Annotated in this window: 21 protein-coding genes and 1 tRNA gene; 3 read left to right on the plus strand and 19 right to left on the minus strand. The window is 42.0% G+C overall.

The window, feature by feature from the left end; all coding sequences use genetic code 11:
• The first annotated feature begins 6 nt into the window (after positions 1 to 6).
• Complete coding sequence (locus tag AC4HAJ_RS06265; protein ID WP_491079308.1) at positions 7 to 705, plus strand: hypothetical protein; 699 nt, start codon at positions 7 to 9, stop codon at positions 703 to 705.
• Positions 706 to 824: 119 nt separating this feature from the next.
• Here AC4HAJ_RS06265 and rpsR read toward each other — a convergent pair whose 3' ends face one another.
• The 4 genes from rpsR to AC4HAJ_RS06285 all read right to left on the minus strand — a co-directional run bounded on the left by rpsR (position 825) and on the right by AC4HAJ_RS06285 (position 2,308).
• Positions 825 to 1,064 (minus strand): 30S ribosomal protein S18, encoded by a 240-nt coding sequence (gene rpsR / locus AC4HAJ_RS06270; protein WP_018030689.1) that lies wholly within the window; start codon positions 1,062 to 1,064, stop codon positions 825 to 827.
• Positions 1,065 to 1,104: 40 nt separating this feature from the next.
• Positions 1,105 to 1,599, minus strand: a complete 495-nt coding sequence (locus AC4HAJ_RS06275; protein WP_491079309.1) for a single-stranded DNA-binding protein — start codon at positions 1,597 to 1,599, stop codon at positions 1,105 to 1,107.
• Positions 1,600 to 1,629: 30 nt separating this feature from the next.
• Positions 1,630 to 1,920 (minus strand): 30S ribosomal protein S6, encoded by a 291-nt coding sequence (rpsF, locus tag AC4HAJ_RS06280; RefSeq protein WP_491079310.1) that lies wholly within the window; start codon positions 1,918 to 1,920, stop codon positions 1,630 to 1,632.
• A 223-nt stretch (positions 1,921 to 2,143) separates the two neighbouring features.
• Entirely contained in the window at positions 2,144 to 2,308 is a 165-nt protein-coding gene (locus AC4HAJ_RS06285) for a hypothetical protein (protein ID WP_491079311.1), read from the minus strand.
• 887 nt (positions 2,309 to 3,195) lie between these two features.
• Here AC4HAJ_RS06285 and mutY point away from each other — a divergent pair.
• A complete protein-coding gene (gene mutY, locus AC4HAJ_RS06290) occupies positions 3,196 to 4,359 on the plus strand; it encodes an A/G-specific adenine glycosylase (protein WP_491079312.1) in 1,164 nt (387 codons plus the stop codon).
• 135 nt (positions 4,360 to 4,494) lie between these two features.
• A complete protein-coding gene (locus AC4HAJ_RS06295) occupies positions 4,495 to 4,923 on the plus strand; it encodes a YjdF family protein (RefSeq protein ID WP_491079313.1) in 429 nt (142 codons plus the stop codon).
• Between the two features lie 790 nt (positions 4,924 to 5,713).
• Here AC4HAJ_RS06295 and AC4HAJ_RS06300 read toward each other — a convergent pair.
• The 15 genes from AC4HAJ_RS06300 to AC4HAJ_RS06370 form a co-directional block, all read right to left on the minus strand.
• Positions 5,714 to 6,760 (minus strand): alcohol dehydrogenase catalytic domain-containing protein, encoded by a 1,047-nt coding sequence (locus AC4HAJ_RS06300; RefSeq protein WP_491079314.1) that lies wholly within the window; start codon positions 6,758 to 6,760, stop codon positions 5,714 to 5,716.
• Between the two features lie 93 nt (positions 6,761 to 6,853).
• Entirely contained in the window at positions 6,854 to 7,168 is a 315-nt protein-coding gene (gene trxA, locus AC4HAJ_RS06305; protein ID WP_491079315.1) for a thioredoxin, read from the minus strand.
• A gap of 157 nt (positions 7,169 to 7,325) precedes the next feature.
• Entirely contained in the window at positions 7,326 to 7,532 is a 207-nt protein-coding gene (copZ, locus tag AC4HAJ_RS06310) for a copper chaperone CopZ (protein ID WP_491079316.1), read from the minus strand.
• Positions 7,533 to 7,660: 128 nt separating this feature from the next.
• Positions 7,661 to 9,898, minus strand: coding sequence for a heavy metal translocating P-type ATPase (locus tag AC4HAJ_RS06315; RefSeq protein ID WP_491079317.1), 2,238 nt, complete (start codon positions 9,896 to 9,898; stop codon positions 7,661 to 7,663).
• 16 nt (positions 9,899 to 9,914) lie between these two features.
• Positions 9,915 to 10,331, minus strand: a complete 417-nt coding sequence (locus tag AC4HAJ_RS06320) for a CopY/TcrY family copper transport repressor (protein WP_491079318.1) — start codon at positions 10,329 to 10,331, stop codon at positions 9,915 to 9,917.
• A 165-nt stretch (positions 10,332 to 10,496) separates the two neighbouring features.
• Positions 10,497 to 10,850: a 30S ribosome-binding factor RbfA gene (gene rbfA, locus AC4HAJ_RS06325; protein ID WP_491079319.1), complete on the minus strand. Its 354-nt coding sequence runs from the start codon at positions 10,848 to 10,850 to the stop codon at positions 10,497 to 10,499.
• A 32-nt stretch (positions 10,851 to 10,882) separates the two neighbouring features.
• The gene (gene infB, locus AC4HAJ_RS06330; RefSeq protein WP_491079320.1) at positions 10,883 to 13,570 is read right to left on the minus strand and encodes a translation initiation factor IF-2; all 2,688 of its coding nucleotides are present in this window, start codon (positions 13,568 to 13,570) and stop codon (positions 10,883 to 10,885) included.
• 18 nt (positions 13,571 to 13,588) lie between these two features.
• Positions 13,589 to 13,891, minus strand: coding sequence for a YlxQ-related RNA-binding protein (locus AC4HAJ_RS06335; protein WP_491079321.1), 303 nt, complete (start codon positions 13,889 to 13,891; stop codon positions 13,589 to 13,591).
• Positions 13,884 to 14,180 carry an RNase P modulator RnpM gene (gene rnpM / locus AC4HAJ_RS06340; RefSeq protein WP_491079322.1) on the minus strand — a complete coding sequence of 99 codons (297 nt, stop codon included), beginning with the start codon at positions 14,178 to 14,180 and terminating at the stop codon, positions 13,884 to 13,886. The genes AC4HAJ_RS06335 and rnpM overlap by 8 nt, the downstream gene beginning before the upstream one ends.
• Positions 14,181 to 14,202: 22 nt before the next feature.
• Positions 14,203 to 15,366: a transcription termination factor NusA gene (nusA, locus tag AC4HAJ_RS06345; protein WP_491079323.1), complete on the minus strand. Its 1,164-nt coding sequence runs from the start codon at positions 15,364 to 15,366 to the stop codon at positions 14,203 to 14,205.
• A 99-nt stretch (positions 15,367 to 15,465) separates the two neighbouring features.
• Positions 15,466 to 15,948, minus strand: a complete 483-nt coding sequence (gene rimP, locus AC4HAJ_RS06350; protein WP_491079376.1) for a ribosome maturation factor RimP — start codon at positions 15,946 to 15,948, stop codon at positions 15,466 to 15,468.
• Between the two features lie 221 nt (positions 15,949 to 16,169).
• A tRNA-Ser gene (locus AC4HAJ_RS06355) sits at positions 16,170 to 16,256 on the minus strand.
• Between the two features lie 36 nt (positions 16,257 to 16,292).
• Positions 16,293 to 16,931 (minus strand): tRNA (guanosine(46)-N7)-methyltransferase TrmB, encoded by a 639-nt coding sequence (gene trmB / locus AC4HAJ_RS06360; RefSeq protein WP_491079324.1) that lies wholly within the window; start codon positions 16,929 to 16,931, stop codon positions 16,293 to 16,295.
• A complete protein-coding gene (gene ccrZ, locus AC4HAJ_RS06365; protein ID WP_491079325.1) occupies positions 16,928 to 17,722 on the minus strand; it encodes a cell cycle regulator CcrZ in 795 nt (264 codons plus the stop codon). Before ccrZ ends, trmB begins: the two co-directional genes overlap by 4 nt.
• A gap of 50 nt (positions 17,723 to 17,772) precedes the next feature.
• The gene (locus tag AC4HAJ_RS06370) at positions 17,773 to 18,828 is read right to left on the minus strand and encodes an ABC transporter permease (protein ID WP_491079326.1); all 1,056 of its coding nucleotides are present in this window, start codon (positions 18,826 to 18,828) and stop codon (positions 17,773 to 17,775) included.
• Between the last annotated feature and the right edge of the window lies 1 nt (position 18,829).

An 18,829-nucleotide genomic window follows, 5' to 3' on the forward strand; every position in this document is an offset into this window, starting at 1 on the left:
TTTATTATGAGACGTTTTTCACTCGGGACTATTCTCCTTAGCCTATTGGCTCTTTATTTTATTATGATAGCCTTTATCCCAAATCTTTCTGACTTCCTCAATTTTAATCTGATTGCTATGGCCTTTTTCTTCTTTTTGGCCTGGCAGCAAAAGAGTTTTATTCCTGGTGCGATTGGATTAGCTATACTATCCAATTACCTGCATGATCTTGCACACCTCAACTACTCCAAAACCTCTTTATTTGTTGGAATCGTTCTAATCGGAGTAGTACTCAATCATCTGTTTAGGCCCTCATTAGGCAAGTACCGTAAGATTTATTCTGAAGAATTTAAAGACTATCAGGCCTCCCACCACTATGATCATGAAAGAGAAGCATCCGCCCGCTCATTTTTCTCAGAAGATCATGTCCATGTTAGCTCACAAAACCTTGATATCGTTTACGTTGAAGCAAATTTTGGTGAGTCAACAATCGACTTAAGGCAGGCACAATTTATGACTAACCGACCTGAAATTAAAGTGCATGTCAGTTTTGGATCTGCTAAAATTCGTATTCCTGAACACTGGGAAGTTGTTCCAAAAAATTTTAGTAAAACGTTTGCTGAATTTAAAAATATCCGTCCTCATTCCGCTGACTCAAAGGGAGATATTCAAACCATTATCCTCTCTGGCAGTATCTTTTGTGGAGAGTTAGATATTTATCATTAGTAAGTCTGGGCTTGTTCCAGACTCATTTATTTGATATAGCTTACAAGACTAGGTTTTATCATAAAAAACCTTAGCCAGTCATTCCCGGACTAATAAAAAAGCCCTCGAGGGCTTTTTTATTAGTCTTCGTTTACAAACGGCATAAGTGCCATTACACGAGCACGTTTGATTGCCGCTGTTACTTTACGTTGGTTTTTAGCTGACGTACCAGTTACGCGACGTGGAAGAATTTTTCCACGTTCTGATACGAAACGACTGAGTAATTCAGTATCTTTGTAATCAACGTATTCAATTTTGTTAGCTGCGATGTAGTCAACTTTTTTACGGCGTTTGAATCCGCCACGACGTTGTTGAGCCATGTCTTTTCTCCTTTATAGTTTAGTCATTATCCAAGATAGCTTAGAATGGTAGATCGTCGTCTGAAATATCTACTGGATTTGATGCTCCAAAGGGACTGTCATCACGACCAAAATCTGGTGTTGATGCAGCTTCTTGTCTGCTATCTCCACCAAAATTGGAAGCAACAGGAGTGCCAGGACCACCAAATGATCCACCAGCACTGTTTTCACGCGCTGCACGACTTTCTAGCAGTTGGAAATTATCCGCAACCACCTCAGTCACGTAGACACGCTGCCCTTGCTGATTCTCATAATTACGAGTTTGAATACGGCCAGTAATCCCAATCAGAGCACCCTTCTTAGCCCAATTCGCTAAGTTTTCAGCTTGCTGACGCCAAATAACACAGTTGATGAAATCGGCTTCACGCTCCCCATTTTGGTTTTTAAAATTACGATTAACAGCTAGGCTGAACGTCGCAACTGCTTGATTGGACGGGGTATATCGAAGTTCCGCATCACGAGTCATGCGGCCGACAAGTACGACATTGTTAATCATAGTCTACCTTCTTAGTCTACTGTTCTTGCATTAAGCGTCAAGCTTAACGATCATGTGACGAAGAATGTCACCGTTGATTTTTGATAGGCGGTCAAACTCGTTAAGAGCATGAGCATTATCGGATTCAACGTTAACGATATGGTAAAGCCCTTCTGTGAAATCTTGGATTTCATAGGCCAAGCGACGTTTTTCCCAATCTTTTGATTCAACAACAGTTGCACCATTGTCAGTCAAAATAGAGTCAAAGCGTGCTACCAAAGCGTTTTTAGCTTCTTCTTCAATGTTTGGACGAATGATATAAAGAATTTCGTATTTAGCCATTGATATTTCTCCTCCTTTTGGACTAATGCCTACTAGTCTTTGCTAGCAGGAAGTGAGGGATACTCACAAGATATTATATTACTAGATTTCAATAGATTTTGCAAGAATTTTATTGTCTTAAAATAGCTTGGAACTTATATTTTTAGATGAAACTTGGCATATAAAAAGAGGATCAGCTCAGATCCCTTTTATTTAATTGATAGAGAGTCTTTGAAACTGACTTTTAAGATTGTACAAGATAAATGGCATAGATGATCCAGACAATCGTCACGATTTTTGTACTTGTTGATAAAATCAATTTAAGTTTGGCGTTATTCGTTTTTTTTATTATCATTTCAGCCAGAATAATGAGGATGAGCCAAAAGATAGCCAGAAATAAATAGGGCAAGCTAGCAACCTCCTTTTATATCCTTTAGTGTTGGTTATCATTTTACTCTTTGAAGCCAGCTTGAACAAGGGATTTCGATGGATTGTAAGACAGCGACACTAAAATGATAGAGGCTAGACACGCTAGAAAATTTTCTGACTATTAGAGGTTGGGATTTCCTAAATTGCCCATTATTATACAGCACATGTCTATCTTATTTATAGGAAGCTTGAGAGGGGCGCTGAGCCACGCCCCTTAATCTAGGATAGATAAAAAAATAGGCTATGACTCGTGCACACTCGAATCACAGCCTACTTTGTATCTTCGTTTGTCATTGGAACCACATCCTTTTATGATTCATAAGGAGCTAATAGATGATTAGATCTCCATTTTTATAGCGACTAGGATTTATTCTTAGCATGATGGATCACCTCATTTACAGCCATATATATTTTAACTGGTAGCACCACAACCAATTACATTGGAATCACTCCTTTAGCTATTTTATGCAACTGGTCTAGATTGGTCTCCATTTTTATAACGACTTATATCATACCTTAACATAAGCGCTACCTCCACTGAAAGGCTCTTAAACTCTTTAATCGACAATTAAAACTAGTAATCACCGTTTTTATACCTAGATGGTGTCAGTCTCATCATAAACATCACCTCAGCCTTAAGATTTCCTATTTTTTTGTAAAGTTGAGATTTCCTTGCCTACTGTCCAGACTGATCTCCGTTTTTATATCTAGAAAGATTTCGCCTAACCATGAGCTCGTCCTCCTTACTTACCTTTCCTTCTTTTCATGTTTATTATATTGCAAACGCTTTCATTTGTCAATGACTTTCTTCATTTTTTTATAAAAATTTTACTAGGTGAGCTAGAAAGCTTCTGATATAATCTAGTCATGGGTAAAAAACTTGATTTAAGAAATTATGGTATCCATATGTGGGATCCCAAGACTATAAAAGATTTTCGCCGAACTTTATTGGCTTGGTACGATCGCGAGAAAAGGGATCTCCCTTGGCGCAGAACCAAGGATCCTTATCCCATCTGGGTGTCAGAAATTATGCTTCAACAAACACAGGTTCAAACTGTTATCCCCTACTATGAGAGATTTCTAGAGTGGTTTCCAAGGATCATCGATCTGGCTAATGCGCCAGAAGATAAGCTCCTGAAAGCCTGGGAGGGGCTGGGATACTACTCTCGGGTACGGAATATGCAGGCGGCTGCCCAGCAAATCATGGAGAAATTTGATGGAGTATTTCCTGATACTTATGAGGGTATCGCTTCGCTCCAGGGTATCGGCCCTTACACAGCTGGTGCGATTTCCAGCATCGCCTTTGGCCTTCCCGAGCCCGCGGTTGATGGGAACGTTATGCGGGTTATGGCTAGATTATTTGAAGTCGATTATGATATTGGAGATCCTAAAAACAGGAAAATTTTCCAAGCTATTATGGAAAAGCTGATCGATCCTGAGCGACCTGGGGACTTTAATCAGGCTCTGATGGATTTGGGAACCGATATAGAATCTGCTAAAAATCCTCGTCCTGATGAAAGTCCTATTCGGAGTTTCAATGCAGCCTATTTGCATGGAAGCTATGATAAATACCCAGTCAAATTACCCAAGAAAAAACCTAAACCGATACAAATTCAAGCCTTCATCATCCGTAATCAAAAAGGAGAATTTCTTCTTGAAAAGCAAACCGATGGACGGCTCTTAGAAGGGTTTTGGACCTTTCCAATAAAAGAGACTGATTTCGTTGCTCAACAGCTCAATCTCTTTGAAAATGATGATGATGTTCATGTACTTGAAACCATTTCACAAAAGGCACTTTTCGAGGAAACTTACCAGCTCAAGCCTGATTGGTCAGAGCAAGTGTTTCCCCTAGTTAAGCATACCTTTAGCCATCAAAAATGGCAGATCCAGCTTCAGCTAGGTCTTACTAGAAAGACTGAGCTAAAAGGTGAGCGAGAGCTTCGTTGGGTAGCCCCCGATGATTTTAATCAGTTTCCCATGGCTGCTCCCCAAAAGAAAATGATTGAGGCTTATGAGAAACATAGGCTATAAAATGCTATAATAGCCTTATATTGATATAAAAACACAAGTGCAGTTGGGTAGTCTGCACACAGTTACATCACCGTAGCTGTCAGTAACCTTCCCTCCGGTCGTCCCTTATCAAAATTTATTTTTTGGAGGGCTGGCATGAAAATGACAGTATTTTTTGACGGCGGTTTCTGGTTTGCTTTGATTGAATATCAGGATAAGCAGCTTGGCTACCAAGCCTTTCGCTATCCCTTTGGCAAGGAAGCCAAGGACAGCGATATTCTTGATTTTATCCATCTTCATTTGACCGAATGGATGCAAAAACAAGAAAGGCTGGGCTTAGTCAGTGATGAACCAGATACATCTCTTGTGCATAAATCCATCAATCCTAAGCGAATGCAAAGGGAAATCAGCAAACAGATGAAAGAACCTGTCCTATCTTCTAAGGCTCAGCAGACTTTGCAAGCCAGTCATGAACTGCTGAAACTGGAAAAGAAAGCTTCCAAGCGGCAAAAACGTCAAGAATATAAGGAAAGACAGTTTCAGCTTAAGCAGGAAAAACGCCGGCAAAAGAAAAAAGGACACTGATCGAATGTCCTAAATTTTAGAGTCCTATCATATTTTCTAATAGCTCAGTCTATTAGGATATGATAGGACTTTTTTTATGAGAAAATCTGCCTTTGATTTTGCTTCTTATCTAGTCTCTATATCAATCCATTATAGATCAGTCTTACTCTGATTTTTTAAACAGCTTGATAAGCTCCATGAGCTCATCAGCTATACTGAGGGAAGTGTAGACTGCCAGGATATAGAATAAATCTATTTTTGCCTTTGTCTCTAGTATGGTTAGAATAAGCATGATAATAATCCCTAGGGCTAATGACAATAATTCTGTTTTAAACTTCTTTTCATGATGATGATATATATACTCCTTTTTTGATCTGGATGAGTGGGGAACTTTTATCTGCCATTAATTATTTCATAATTTGTGCAGCAATTTTAAGTACAAGGTCAAAAAGGTGATTAGGGCTATGCCATTAAGCAGGTAGGATAAGGGAGAAAGTTCACCCAAAAAATTTCTAACTGTTAAGGCTATTAAAAATGGTAAAAGCAGCTTTGCTGTCAGATGTCTTTTATTTTTCATATCAATCTAAGGTTAAGGGGATATCTTTGACTCTTTTTCTCTTACTGTTATGCGATAAATTTAGTATACAACAATATTGGGACTGTGCATGCTAATACCCTGAACGGTCGTTTTTTATGCCTGAATGGTTCTTATTCCCTTAATCTTTATGCTATTGAGCCACTCAAAAAGCACCTGAGAAGGCTAACTTCTCAGGTGCTTGATTAGTCCTACCAAAAGAACTGATCATTTTGATTATTCTGCGACAACCAGCATAGACTTAATGGCTTTGCGATCTGCCATATCACGATAGGCTTGGTTGACATCATCTAGAGCGTAGGTATGAGTGAAGACTTTACCTGGGTTGATATTGCCATCAAGAACTTCTTTGAGCAGAATTTGCTTGTCATAGGTTGTGACTGATGCTGATCCACCGGCGATAGAAATGTTTTGGGCAAAGGTAGAGCCGATACGACGATCACCGTAGTGAGGAACGCCGACAGCTCCTATGCGACCGCCGTTATGAAGAACGCCTAGCGCTTGCTCTAAAGCACCTTCGGTACCGACGCACTCAAGGGCAACATCTGCACCACCACCAAGGATTTCACGTACTTTAGCTATTCCGTCTTCACCACGTTCAGCTACAATAGCTGTTGCACCTGATGAAAGGGCCATTTGCTGACGATCCTCGTGGCGACTCATCATAACGATCTGAGAGGCTCCGCGCATCTTAGCAGCAATGACTGCACATTGACCGACAGCGCCATCTCCGATGACGACGACACGGTCACCTGGCTTGACATCTGCTACACGTGCAGCGTGGTAACCGGTTGGCATGACATCGGCTAGGGTCAATAATGACTTGATCATGCCTTCTGAATAATCAGATGGCTGACCAGGTACTTTGATCAAGGCCCAATTAGCATAGTGGAAGCGAAGATATTCTGCTTGGAAGCCACCACCCCAGTTGGTTGGAGCTGGGTGGTTATCACAAGTCCCATCGAATCCTTGACGACAAGCATCACACTCCCCACAGCCATGAGTGAAAGGTACGATGACAAAGTCACCTGGCTTGACGTTGGTGACATCAGGTCCAACTTCATGAACAATACCTAGGGCTTCATGACCACCATTGATAGAGTGTTCTTTGCGATCATCGCCGTGCGAGTAAGACCAGAGGTCTGAGCCACATACACAGGCACGTACAATCTGGATAATAGCATCATCACTTTCTTTGAGGGTTGGCATTGGCAGATCTTCTACAATCATCTGTCCTGCTTTTTCAAAAATAGCTGTTTTCATCACAAACTCCTTTTATGGTTATCGTGTCGACATTATACCATATTTTTTATATTTTTCTGCGCAGCAAAAACGAGGCTTTCAAGCCTCGTTTGCTTAACCAATTTCAGCAAGAATTGATTTGATTTGATCTTTAGTGTGGACACCTGCCACTTGCTTAACCACTTGACCGTCTTTTTTGAAGAGAAGGGTTGGGATAGACATAATGCCGAATTGGCGGGCTGTCTCAGGATTGGCATCAACATCCATCTTGAGTACACGCAATTCACTGTCATCGTATTCGTCAGCTAACTGCTCAACGATTGGGGATTGCATCCGACAAGGACCACACCAGGTTGCCCAAAAATCTACGAGTACGACACCGTCTTGAGTGTCTTGTTCAAATGATTTATCAGTAACTGCTTCAACCATATAAAACTCCTTTTCTATAAGCCAGCAGTGCTGTACATGCACTGCATTTTTTTAATCTTGTAGAGATATTCTAACGTAAAAGAGGGGGCTTGCCAAATATTTGCTACGCATAATTCCTAAAGTAGCTTAAGACGATCAAACCCTGATTTGAGGAGGCTTAGGAAATCTCTTCACCAAGCTCATACTTTGTTTCTTTGAGTGCACGCTTGAGCGACCATTTCCATGGTTTGCCTTCAATCGTCACTTGATTTTTTTCAAGGTCAACAGTCGCTGATTGGACTCCTTTGACCGCTGAGAGTTTTTCTGTGACTGTTTTAGCACAGCCGTCGCATTTCATACCCTTGACGTTATAAACTTTAGACATTGCAATTCTCCTTTTTATTCATACTAGTTTACAAGAAGTCCAGACCTCAGCCTTGTCCTATATATCTCCAAATAGTGCCATAACTGGGCATAAAACTTATTGGCTAGACTAACTTGCTTTTATTTTGGTTACAGTTTTTTATATTTGAGTCGTAAACTATTAAGGACGACTGAAACCGAACTAAAGCTCATTGCTAAACCGGCTATCATAGGGTCTAGTAGGGGACCGCCAAATAGGTGAAGGACTCCCATAGCTACTGGAATGGCTAGGACATTGTAGATAAAAGCCCAAAAAAGATTTTCCTTAATAGTTTTAATGGTATGGGTACTAATCTCAAGAGCTCTAGGGACATCTGTCATATCAGGCTTCATCATGACTAGATCTGCTGATTCAATGGCAATATCACTGCCTGCACCCATCGCAATACCAAGATCTGCTGTAGCTAGAGCCGGAGCGTCATTGATGCCATCGCCAACCATGGCAACAATTTTACCATCTGCTTTTAAGTCGCTGATAGCTTGGGCTTTTTGATCAGGAAGTACCTGACTGATCACTTGATCAATGCCTGCCTTTTCAGCAATAGCTTTAGCAGTCTTTTCGTGGTCTCCTGTCAGCATGACCACAGTTAGTCCTTGCTCTTTGAGTTGTTTAACTGTCTCCAAACTGTCCGGCTTAAGCTGATCAGCAACACCTAGTAAGCCTAGTAACTGGCTATTACGTGCTATATAGATCGGGGTCTGACCAGACTGGGTGAGATGGTCCAAGTCTGTAAGAGAGTTATCCAAACTGATCCCCTCTTTGTCCATGAGGGCTTTATTTCCTACCCATAGCCAGTCATTCTCTATCTGGGCTTTCAGGCCAAAGCCTGCTAAATTTTCAAACTGTTCAACTGGTTTGAGCGCCAATTTAGCCTCTTTGGCCGCTTGAACAATCGCTTGGCTAATAGGGTGACTGGAGTCAGCTTCTAAGCTAGCTGCTAAAGCCAAGAGCTCTGTATCATCTAGGGTGGAGCTATAATTATAAGTAGCTACTAGAGATGGCTTCCCTTGAGTGAGGGTACCTGTCTTATCAAAGACAATGGTTTCTATCTTATGAGCTAGCTCCAGACTATCACCAGATTTAAAGAGAATTCCATGCTCAGCGGCTAGGCCAGTCCCTACCATAATAGCTGTTGGAGTCGCAAGTCCAAGAGCACATGGGCAGGCAATAACTAAAACGCTAACCGCTACAGTCAGTGCAAAGGTGAAGGATTCCCCACCGATAAAGAACCAGAGTAAGCCTGTGACTAAAGCTATGGTCATCACGATAGGTACAAAGATCCCTGACACTTGGTCTGCCAAGCGGGCAATGGGGGCTTTAGTCTCTTGAGCATCTTCAACTAGCTTGATGATTTGCGATAAAAGGGTATCCTTGCCCAGCTTATCCGCTCGAATATCTAGGCTTCCCTGGGCATTGATGGAACCACCATAGACCTGATCATCAACAGTTTTTTCAACTGGAATGGATTCTCCTGTCAGCATGGATTCATCCACTGATGACTGTCCAGAAAGGATCTGGCCATCTACTGGGATTTTCTCTCCAGGTTTAACACGGACAGTGTCCCCCAAGGCCACTTCTTCGATGGGTAAGGTGATTTCTTGACCGTCACGCAGGACGACAGCTTCTTTAGCTGAGAGATGGAGAAGCTTCTTAATCGCATCGGATGTCCGTCCTCGAGATAGGGTTTCAAAGAACTTACCTAAGGTAATCAGGGTCAAAATCACTGCAACTGACTCAAAATAGAGCTGGTGCATATGGTGATGATGCCCCAAGACGACATGATAGGCGCTATAAAGGCTGTAGCCAAAAGCTGCTGTCGTTGCGACAGCAACTAGGCTGTCCATGTTGGGATGTCCCTTGGTTAGAGATTTATAACCTGATCGGTAGAAGTGCCAACCTAGAATCATAACCGGTAAAGTAAGAATCAGCTGACTGGCAACAAAAGCTATTGGGTGGGCGGTATGGTTTAGGAATCCGGGAAGGGGGAGACCGACCATACTCCCCATTGAGATATACAGCAAGGGAAGGGTAAAGATAGCTGACCAGATCAAACGGGTCTTCATACCTGCCAGCCGTTGTAATTCCCGCTCTTCCTGACTCAGATCTTTCGTTTTATCAAAAATATGGGCTCGGTAACCCGAATCGGCAACTGCCTTTTCAATGGTTTCTGTACTGACTTGCGACTGATCATAGTTGACCGCCATCTTTTCCGTCGTCAAATTAACTGCACAGGATTCTACACCAGACAACTTATTGACAGCGCCTTCGACAGTGGCTGCACAGGCTGCACAGACCATGCCATCAATGACAAAGGTATCTTTTACCATAGTGTGTACTCCTTTTCTATTGGTGTTCGTGACAGAGGCATTGTCCCGGTATACAGTCGCACTGAACGGTTTCTTGGGGTACTTTGGTGTTCAGCAACTGTTGGAACTGTTGGAGATCTGCTTGTGTCATGGGGAGATCTGCTAGGATAGTATAGATTAAATCAGCTTGCTTGGTCAGGCATATCTTATCAAGCTCTGCCTTCACACGATTAAGGCTTGCTTCTCTTTCCGATACATCTGTACTGTAAAGATAGCGCCGCCCGTCTCGGCGTGTCTTGACAACACCCTTTTCAACCAAGCGCCCTAACAGGGTCTTAACTGTTGATTCTGTCCAGGCTAGCTTTTGTAAAAGTATCGCCATAATATCCTGACTGCCAATTTCTCCTTGGGTCCAGATCACCCGCATAACTTCCCATTCACTACTAGTAATCATAGCTCCTCCTTTCACTGCTTGACTGTCACAATGACTTCTTATTTACGTTTGTAAATATATTATATTCTTTTGATCTACATTTGTAAATAAAAACTTTTAGTTTTTTTCTTAGTATAAAAATTAAAACCACCAGTTCTGAAAACTGGTGGTTTTAATTGATCCATCTTAGTCTTTGCGCTCAAGTTCTCTCAGCATCTGATCAATCTTATTGCCGTAGGCAATAGATTCGTCCTTGATAAAGGTTAAATCTGGTATCTTATACATTTGGAGATTTTTCCCCAGTTCACGCTTGATGGTCCCTGTCGCTTTTTCAAGACCTTCTTGAGCCTTTTTATTAACCGAGGCTAGATCACTGCGAACAGTATAGTAGACCTTGGCAAGCGATAAATCTCCAAGCATTTGGACATCCGTAATCGTGACATCCTGTACTCGAGGATCACGTACCTTTAGTTGAAGGATTTCATTGACCTCACGCTTGATTTCCATACCGACACGATCAATACGAAATGAATTTGCCATGCAAGGCTCCTTTCTTTAGACTGCCTTGAGTATCAGCGTTTGATTTCTTCCATGATGTAGGCTTCGATAGTATCATCTACCTTAATATCATTGTAGCCATCAATCATGAGACCACCTTCTTGAGCATTACCGATCTCTTTGACATCATCTTTGAAGTGACGCAAGCTGGCTAAATTACCATCATAGATAACAACACCGTCTCTGATCACACGGACGCTTGAGTCGCGGGTGATCTTACCATTTGTGACTAAGAATCCACCAATGGTACCGACTTTTGAAACCTTGAAGGTCTCACGAATAAGCGCTTCTCCAAGAATTTTTTCTTGATATTCTGGATCCAGCATTCCCTTCATAGCATCTTCAATTTCTTCAATAACCTTGTAGATAATGCTGTGGAGACGGATTTCGACTTCATCAGATTCCGCTTGGATACGGGCTTGTGGAGTAGGGCGGACGTTAAAGCCAATGACAATAGCATCAGATGCTTCTGCCAGAGTAATATCTGATTCATTGATAGCACCAACAGCCGAATGGACAATGGTTACCTTAGCTCCTTCAACCTCAATCTTTTGAAGAGAGGTTGCCAAGGCTTCAACAGATCCCTGCACATCAGCCTTGATGATGACATTAACAGACTTAACCTCACTATCCTTAAGGGTGTCAAAGAGGTTGTCCAAGCTGACACGGTGAGTGATTTGACGTTGTTTGAGCAGAGCTCGTTTGGCACGCTCTTCACCAGCTGCACGTGCGGCTTTTTCGTCTTCATAGACAGCAAAGTGGTCACCAGCCATAGGCGCTTCATTTAATCCTGTGATAGAAACTGGTGTAGAAGGTTCTGCTACCTTAACACGACGACCGAGGTCATTGGTCATAGCACGGACACGTCCAAATGTATTCCCAACAACAATAGGATCTTGGACATTCAGTGTTCCTTGTTGTACAAGGAGAGTCGCTACAGCACCCTTTCCTTTATCCAGACGTGCTTCGATTACCGTACCGATGGCACGCACCGTTGGATCAGCCTTGAGTTCCTCAACTTCAGCTACTAAAAGTACCGTTTCTAATAATTCATCAATATTTTTACCAAACTTGGCAGAAATCTCAACGAATTCAGAATCGCCGCCCCAAGCTGTTGAAATGACACCATGTTCAGCCAACTCACCAATGACACGCTCTGGGTTTGCCCCTGGTTTATCAATTTTATTGATCGCAACGATAATAGGCACACCAGCAGCTTTAGAGTGGTTAATGGCTTCGATAGTCTGTGGCATAACACCATCATCAGCTGCCACGATTAAGATCGTAATATCTGTGACAGAGGCACCGCGTGCACGCATACTTGTAAAGGCTGCGTGACCCGGTGTATCTAGGAAGGTGATTTTCTTACCATTTTCTTCAATTTGATAGGCACCGATATGCTGAGTGATTCCTCCAGCCTCACCAGTAGCCACTCGAGAATTACGAAGGGTATCCAGAAGGGTTGTCTTACCATGGTCAACGTGACCCATAATCGTCACGACAGGGGCACGCTCAACCATATTTTCTTCATGGAGGTAGCCTTCGTCTGCGAAGAAACGCTCAATATCCGCATTGTCCACTTCAACTTTTTTCTTAGGATTAATCCCATAATCAACCATCAAGAGTTCGATGGTATCGCCGTCTAGACTTTGATTTTGAGTGGCCATGACTCCCATCATAAAGAGTTTCTTGACGATTTCAGCTGGTTCACGCTTGATACGTTTTGCAATATCTGCAACCGTCATTCCTTCTGTATATTCAAATTCCTTTGGAAGCTCGTGGAATTTACGTTCAGTTACTGGTTTCGTAGCTTCGTTATGGCGATTATTTTTATTTTTCTTATTCTTTTTAGTGTTATTCCAGTTACTATTTCTTTGATTTCTCACTTGGCTTTGATTATTCCACTTTTTATTTCTAGCTTGCTTTGGTCCATCTTCATTCTTATCTGAAAAATCACGAGACTTTTCAGAGCGGTTCCCCTTTTTACGACGATTATCCTTGGCCGGAGCTGGTTGACTTGTAATTGCAGCTGGAGCAGGAGAGGGTGAAGCCACATCGACAGCTGGGTTATCTTTAACTTCTTGCTCAGCCTTTTTCTTGTTATTTTGACGGTTTTCTTGGGCCTTTTTGGCTTCTTGAGCCTTACGCTCTTGCTCCTGACGGAAACGATTTTCGCTTTCACGGGAATACTGCGCATTTTGTTCGGCTTTTAAAGCGGCAGCTCTTGCCTTGAAATCGATACGTGGACCTTGTTGCTGGTTGCGATTTGCTCCTCTTTGATCATTATTTCGCTGACGATTCGCTGGACGGTTATCCTCATGGCGACGCTTGCGGTTTTTACCTTGACCATCACGCTTGTTTTGGTTTTGACGACGTTCCGCTTCGGCTTTGGCTTTGGCTTCACGTTCTGCTTTAAAATTGCGAATTTTTGGTTTAGAGGGAGCTTGCGCACTTGTTGCATTAGAACTTGAAACCTCTTTTTGAGGTTCCACAGTCTTGGCTTTTTGTGGAGCTACTTCTGTTTTAGCTTGAGGAGCTGGTGCTTTTTGTGAAAAGCTATCCGTCAAACGTTTTGCGTCCGCTTCCTCAAGGCTAGATGCATGGCTCTTGACAGCCAAGCCCAGACTCTTAGCCTGTTCAACAACTTCTTTACTTGGTTTGCCGACTTCTTTGGCAATTTCATACAATCTTTTTTTAGACAAATCTTGTCCTCCTATCCTTTAATCCATAAGAGTCCTCATTTTCTTTGCAAATCCAGTGTCCGTCACAGCCAAGACCTTACGGGCTCGACCAATGGCGCCACTTAATTCCAGTGTTGTAAACACTGTGGAGACTTCTATATCATAATAGTGACATTTATCAGTTATTTTTTTTGTCAGGTTAGAAGCGGCATCATCAGCTAGAAAGACTAGCTTGGCTTTATGGGTTTGCACAGCCTTTAGTACAAAGTCTTCACCAGATGTTACTGCTCCTGCTCGTTGAGCGATACCTAATAAATTGGATAATTTTTCGTGATTATTCAAGACCGAGCTCTCTTCTTTTTAGCTTATGATCAACATAAGCAATCAATTCATCATAAAAATCCTCTGGGACGTCCATGGAAAAGCTATGATTAAAGACACGCTTTTTCTTAGCTAGCTGGGCTTCTTCATTATCCAATTTGATGTAGGCGCCTCGCCCATTTTTTTTACCAGTCGGATCGATAAATATCTCACCGTCTTTATTTTTAACAATGCGAAGTAAGTCCCGCTTATCGATCAATTCACCTGATACAACTGATTTTCTCAAAGGTATTTTTCTTGTTTTAGCCATCAAACACCTTCCTTTATTAGGCTTACTCTTGGTCGTCAGTTTCAGCTGCCACATCTGAGGCATTTGCTGTTTCGACGATGGTTTCTCTTTCTAGCTCTTCTTCCATTGCTTCATACTCGCTAGCTGACTTAATGTCAATGCGATAGCCAGTCAGATGAGCAGCCAGACGGACGTTTTGTCCACGACGTCCGATAGCTAGTGATAACTTACTATCAGGCACGACGACTGTCGCATGCTTACTGTTTTCATCATCAAAGATCACATAATCCACTTCGGCAGGCGCAATAGCATTGTAGATGAATTCTGCCGGATCTTCTACCCATTGGATAACGTCGATATTTTCTTCGACTGGAATCTCAAGACCCGTTCTACTGTCTATACGCATAGGGTGGAACTTGCTCACAACTTTCTTGATATTAGCCCCGCCACGACCGACAATCGTACCAATGGCATCTACATTAGGATTATGACTGCGAACAGCTACCTTGGTACGATCGCCTGCTTCACGAGAGACACTCATGATCTCGACAGTACCATCGAAAACTTCAGGGATTTCTTGCTCCATAATGCGTTTTATGAATTGAGGATGGCTGCGGCTCACGAATACATTGACACCTCTAGGGTTATTTTCCACCTTGTAGACATAAACTTCGATACGGTCATGTGATTTAAAGGATTCACCTGGAATTTGATCCTGATGAGATAACTGGGCTTCGATAGAGCCAAGATTGACGTAGATGAAGCGCTGGTCAAAACGCTCAACCGTACCTGTCATGATCTCACCTTCATGCTCTTTGTACTCGTTATAAGTAACTTCACGCATCTGACGGCGCATTTTTTCCATAATTGTTTGTTTAGCTGATTGGGCCGCTACACGACCAAACTCTTTGACTGGCTCCTCGAAGCGAATCTTGTCTCCAAGTTCATAAGCAGAGCTGATTTTCAAAGCTTCTGATAGGCTGATTTCAAGACGGCTGTCAAATACCTCTTCAACAACTTCTCGTACACTGTAAACTTGAAAGTCCCCAGTGTTTTCATTAAATTCCACTTCACAGCTTTCTGATTGGCCATAGCGACGCTTATAAGCTGATTTCAGGGATTCTGTTACAGCATCGATGATGTCATTTTTATCAATGTGTTTCTCTTCTTCCAAAATGCGGAAGGCTTCTAGCATTTCTTTGCTCATAGTGATTTTTTCTTTCCTTAAAGGAAAGCCTTGTGTCCTTTCTAATTCTTAGACTTACTGAGAGGTTAGGCCCTTTCAGATACCACATTCATATCAACGCTACAGCTTGACTGCCATACGCGCCTTGGCAACGGTCTGATAGGGAATCTCAACTGTTTTTTGTCTTGTCTTATCTTTATAGCTAAGGGTCAACGTTTCACCGTCAAAGGCAAGCAAGTCTCCCTCAAAGGTTTTTACCTTGTCAATCGCCTTGTAAAGACTGACATTGATATAAGAACCAACAGCCGCTTCTAAACTTTCAGCTGTCTTGAGTGGACGTTCTAAGCCAGGGCTCGAAATTTCTAGCATGTACTGATCTGGAAAAGGGTCTGGATCGATAGTGTCCAGAAGGGGACTAATAATGTCTGTCAACTCTGCTGTATCTTCTACCGTAATTCCTCCAGGCTTGTCGACTAAAATTGAGAGCACATAATCTCCCCCTAATTTCTCATAGACAAGGTCGACTAATTCAAAGGGTTCAGGAATAACAGGAGCGACTACATCTGTAACAATATCTGGAATCGAATGACTACTGATAATAATTACCTCAACTTCCTAGTTCTTATAAGAAAACAAGTTGCATACACATTAAGAGGCGAAGTTACCACTTCGCCTCCTTTTCGATATGTCTTACTCTTTAGATAGTATAGCAAAAAGTATCAGGATATGCAAGAAAGATTGTCAATAACCATCATTACGCTTATCCTTGACGTTATTTGTCTAGCATTTTGGATTCATGCTCAACACTTGTATCAAAAAAGATAAGGAGAGGAGGGGATTCGAACCCCCGAGCCCCGTTAAGGACTACACGCTTTCCAAGCGTGCGCACTCGGCCACTATGCGACCTCTCCATATTTGAGGGCAGGGACATCCCTTACCCAAAATTATTATTGAAATTTGGCTTCGACTCGGTAAATAACCTGACCCTTGTCTGAGAACTTTTTCTCATATTCTGTCATGATATTGCCCTGGTAGTCGCTAGCGTGCAAGTCTAACCAGACCTGTTTCAAAATCATACCATATTGTGAGAAACTTGCCAAGCTATATTCAAATAAACCTCTGTTATCCGTTTTAAAATGAATCTCTCCCCCTTCTGGTAAAATCTGCTTGTAGGTATCCAGAAAGGTTTTGTAGGTCAAGCGACGCTTAGCGTGTTTTTTCTTAGGCCAAGGATCTGAGAAATTAAGATAGAGCAGATCTATCTCATGATTGTCAAAGTAATTGGTCAGGCTTGAGCCATCGACTCGCAAAAGACGAATATTGTTCAAATCACTTTCAAGGACCTTATCTAGAGCATAGCTGAGCACTGATAACTGAATATCAATGCCGATATAGTTGATTTCTGGATGAGCTGCTGCCATACCAGTGATAAAGGCTCCCTTGCCTGATCCAACTTCGATATGGATTGGGTTTGTATTGCCAAAAATCTCATGCCACTTGCCTTTAATGTCCTCTGGATTATCAATTACGATATGGCTGTTAGTGGCAAGATACTCTTCAGCTCCTTTGCGCTTTCGTACCCTCATTGACTTTCACCAACCATCTCACGGAACTTGCGCAGATCATAAATCTCTTGATTAACATGTTCCATATCATTCTCATCATAACATTTGAGGACTTGCATAAGAAAGGATAGCTGGCCATACCAAGCTATCTTGCTCATGACTAGATCATTTTTCTTATAGCCATAGTAGCTGAGCCATTCGTTCCAATGAGCATGAGGGATATAGTGGCTCAGAATATAGGCCACATCATACATGCGATCGGTCAATCTGACAGAGTCCCAATCAACCAAGTAAATGACACCTGTTGTCGTAATGACCCAGTTGCTATGACGCAGGTCTCCATGCACAATAGTCGCTTTGTCTCGGTCAAACTCTGGAAGATGAGTACGCAGATCATGAATGATAAATTGGATAAAAGAGTTAGCTCTAAGCTGCTCAGGAGCATTGTTTTCCCAATCAGCTAGCAGATCTATAGGCTTTTCCACACGATAATTGAGCTGAGATAATTGATTGACCAAGGGGCGTGAGCGGTGCATGCGCAGAAGGATATTAATAATCTGCTTACTGCTCATATCCTGCTTATTGAGAATACGGCCATTCAACCACTCTTGCGCACTCATCACATCACCATTTGCCATGCGCTTGGCCCATAAGAGCTGAGGAGCAATCTGCTCTTTTGCCAGAGCAGCAAGAATCGGAGTGGTATTCATTTTAACAAATACACGATTACCATTAGGATAGGTCCCTACATAGGCTTTTCCACTCTTTCCCCTTAAAGGTTTTAGGGTCAAATCTGATTCGTTGTTAGACACAGTAGCTCCTTTCTGGTATTTTCACTGATTGTTTTACTATTTTACTTGTTTTATGATAGCTCGTCAATGACCTTCTTTAGTTTATAAGGCAAGTAGACCTCAACTAAGAGAATACCAACTCCTAGTAACACGAGCAGGGCTTGCCAAGAGAAAGCAAAAAGTAGTAGACAGATCATCTCTAAGATCAAAACAGTGTAGAGAACACTACGTAGGACCTGTTTAAATTGCTTTTTTTTGTACTTGGTACCAACGGGAAATAGCTCGGTCGTATACTGATAATCGTAATGCTGATAAAGGCTCAGAAGCTGAAAGAGCAGTAAAAAATCAAACAAAACAGCCAACTCCGCTGCAATTAAAGGAGAAGCAACAAGCATTATGGCCAGCAAACTTAGGATTAGCAAACGTAAGCTCAGGCCAAAATAGTCACCACTGCGCAGATAAGCTCGTAAGAACAAATGCTTCCATAGGGTGGTTCTTGTCTTTGGAATGGGGTTAAGTAAGGGATCCAGGTAGGCCCTGCGCTTTATCTTGGTTGAAATCCCCTTTACTGTTGTAAAAAGGGCAAAAAATTTTAAAATAGACTGCTTGCGGCTATTTTCTAAATTTATCGCCTCTTCCCATTGCAAGTGATTGTCTGAAACCAGACGTCTTCCTTTGAAGTGAATAACGAGAGCCTTCAAGACCAGCATGAGCACAAGGCAAAGCATAAATTCAAACTTAGTCAATCCAAGGACTAAAAAGACTGGCATCAAGGCAAGATAAACGAGAACAAGCAGACTTCCCCAGATTAGAAAGGTCCGCCTTTTCGCTAATCTGACCTGTTCTAATATCTGCGCTTCCTTGGTTAAGATAAAGACCTGATCAGCCGGTTCCAAATAAGTAGCAATCCGACCCAGCCAAAGCAGGGTCAAACTAATGGTTACCAAACATAGATATACAGGGACATGATTGGTTGGAAAATGAGACAAGAGCTGCTGGTACTGAACCAGCAAAAAACCCAAAAATATCAGCAGTACCAGTGTAAAATGGTCATTAAAGACATAGCGGAGATACTTTAGACATTGCTGATGAAATTCAAAACGTCTTTGTGCAAATAATTCTTTCATC

Source organism: Streptococcus sp. ALY_211 (genome assembly GCF_058314555.1).

Coding starts and splice junctions, on each gene's coding strand:
- rpsR (WP_018030689.1), bottom strand. CDS start 1,064: ATGGCTCAACAACGTCGTGGCGGATTCAAACGCCGTAAAAAAGTTGAC.
- rnpM (WP_491079322.1), bottom strand. CDS start 14,180: ATGGCTAAAACAAGAAAAATACCTTTGAGAAAATCAGTTGTATCAGGT.
- AC4HAJ_RS06370 (WP_491079326.1), bottom strand. CDS start 18,828: ATGAAAGAATTATTTGCACAAAGACGTTTTGAATTTCATCAGCAATGT.
- AC4HAJ_RS06265 (WP_491079308.1), top strand. CDS start 7: ATGAGACGTTTTTCACTCGGGACTATTCTCCTTAGCCTATTGGCTCTT.
- AC4HAJ_RS06275 (WP_491079309.1), bottom strand. CDS start 1,599: ATGATTAACAATGTCGTACTTGTCGGCCGCATGACTCGTGATGCGGAA.
- mutY (WP_491079312.1), top strand. CDS start 3,196: ATGGGTAAAAAACTTGATTTAAGAAATTATGGTATCCATATGTGGGAT.
- AC4HAJ_RS06320 (WP_491079318.1), bottom strand. CDS start 10,331: ATGATTACTAGTAGTGAATGGGAAGTTATGCGGGTGATCTGGACCCAA.
- trxA (WP_491079315.1), bottom strand. CDS start 7,168: ATGGTTGAAGCAGTTACTGATAAATCATTTGAACAAGACACTCAAGAC.
- rbfA (WP_491079319.1), bottom strand. CDS start 10,850: ATGGCAAATTCATTTCGTATTGATCGTGTCGGTATGGAAATCAAGCGT.
- copZ (WP_491079316.1), bottom strand. CDS start 7,532: ATGTCTAAAGTTTATAACGTCAAGGGTATGAAATGCGACGGCTGTGCT.
- nusA (WP_491079323.1), bottom strand. CDS start 15,366: ATGAGCAAAGAAATGCTAGAAGCCTTCCGCATTTTGGAAGAAGAGAAA.
- AC4HAJ_RS06300 (WP_491079314.1), bottom strand. CDS start 6,760: ATGAAAACAGCTATTTTTGAAAAAGCAGGACAGATGATTGTAGAAGAT.
- rpsF (WP_491079310.1), bottom strand. CDS start 1,920: ATGGCTAAATACGAAATTCTTTATATCATTCGTCCAAACATTGAAGAA.
- AC4HAJ_RS06315 (WP_491079317.1), bottom strand. CDS start 9,898: ATGGTAAAAGATACCTTTGTCATTGATGGCATGGTCTGTGCAGCCTGT.
- trmB (WP_491079324.1), bottom strand. CDS start 16,931: ATGAGGGTACGAAAGCGCAAAGGAGCTGAAGAGTATCTTGCCACTAAC.
- AC4HAJ_RS06295 (WP_491079313.1), top strand. CDS start 4,495: ATGAAAATGACAGTATTTTTTGACGGCGGTTTCTGGTTTGCTTTGATT.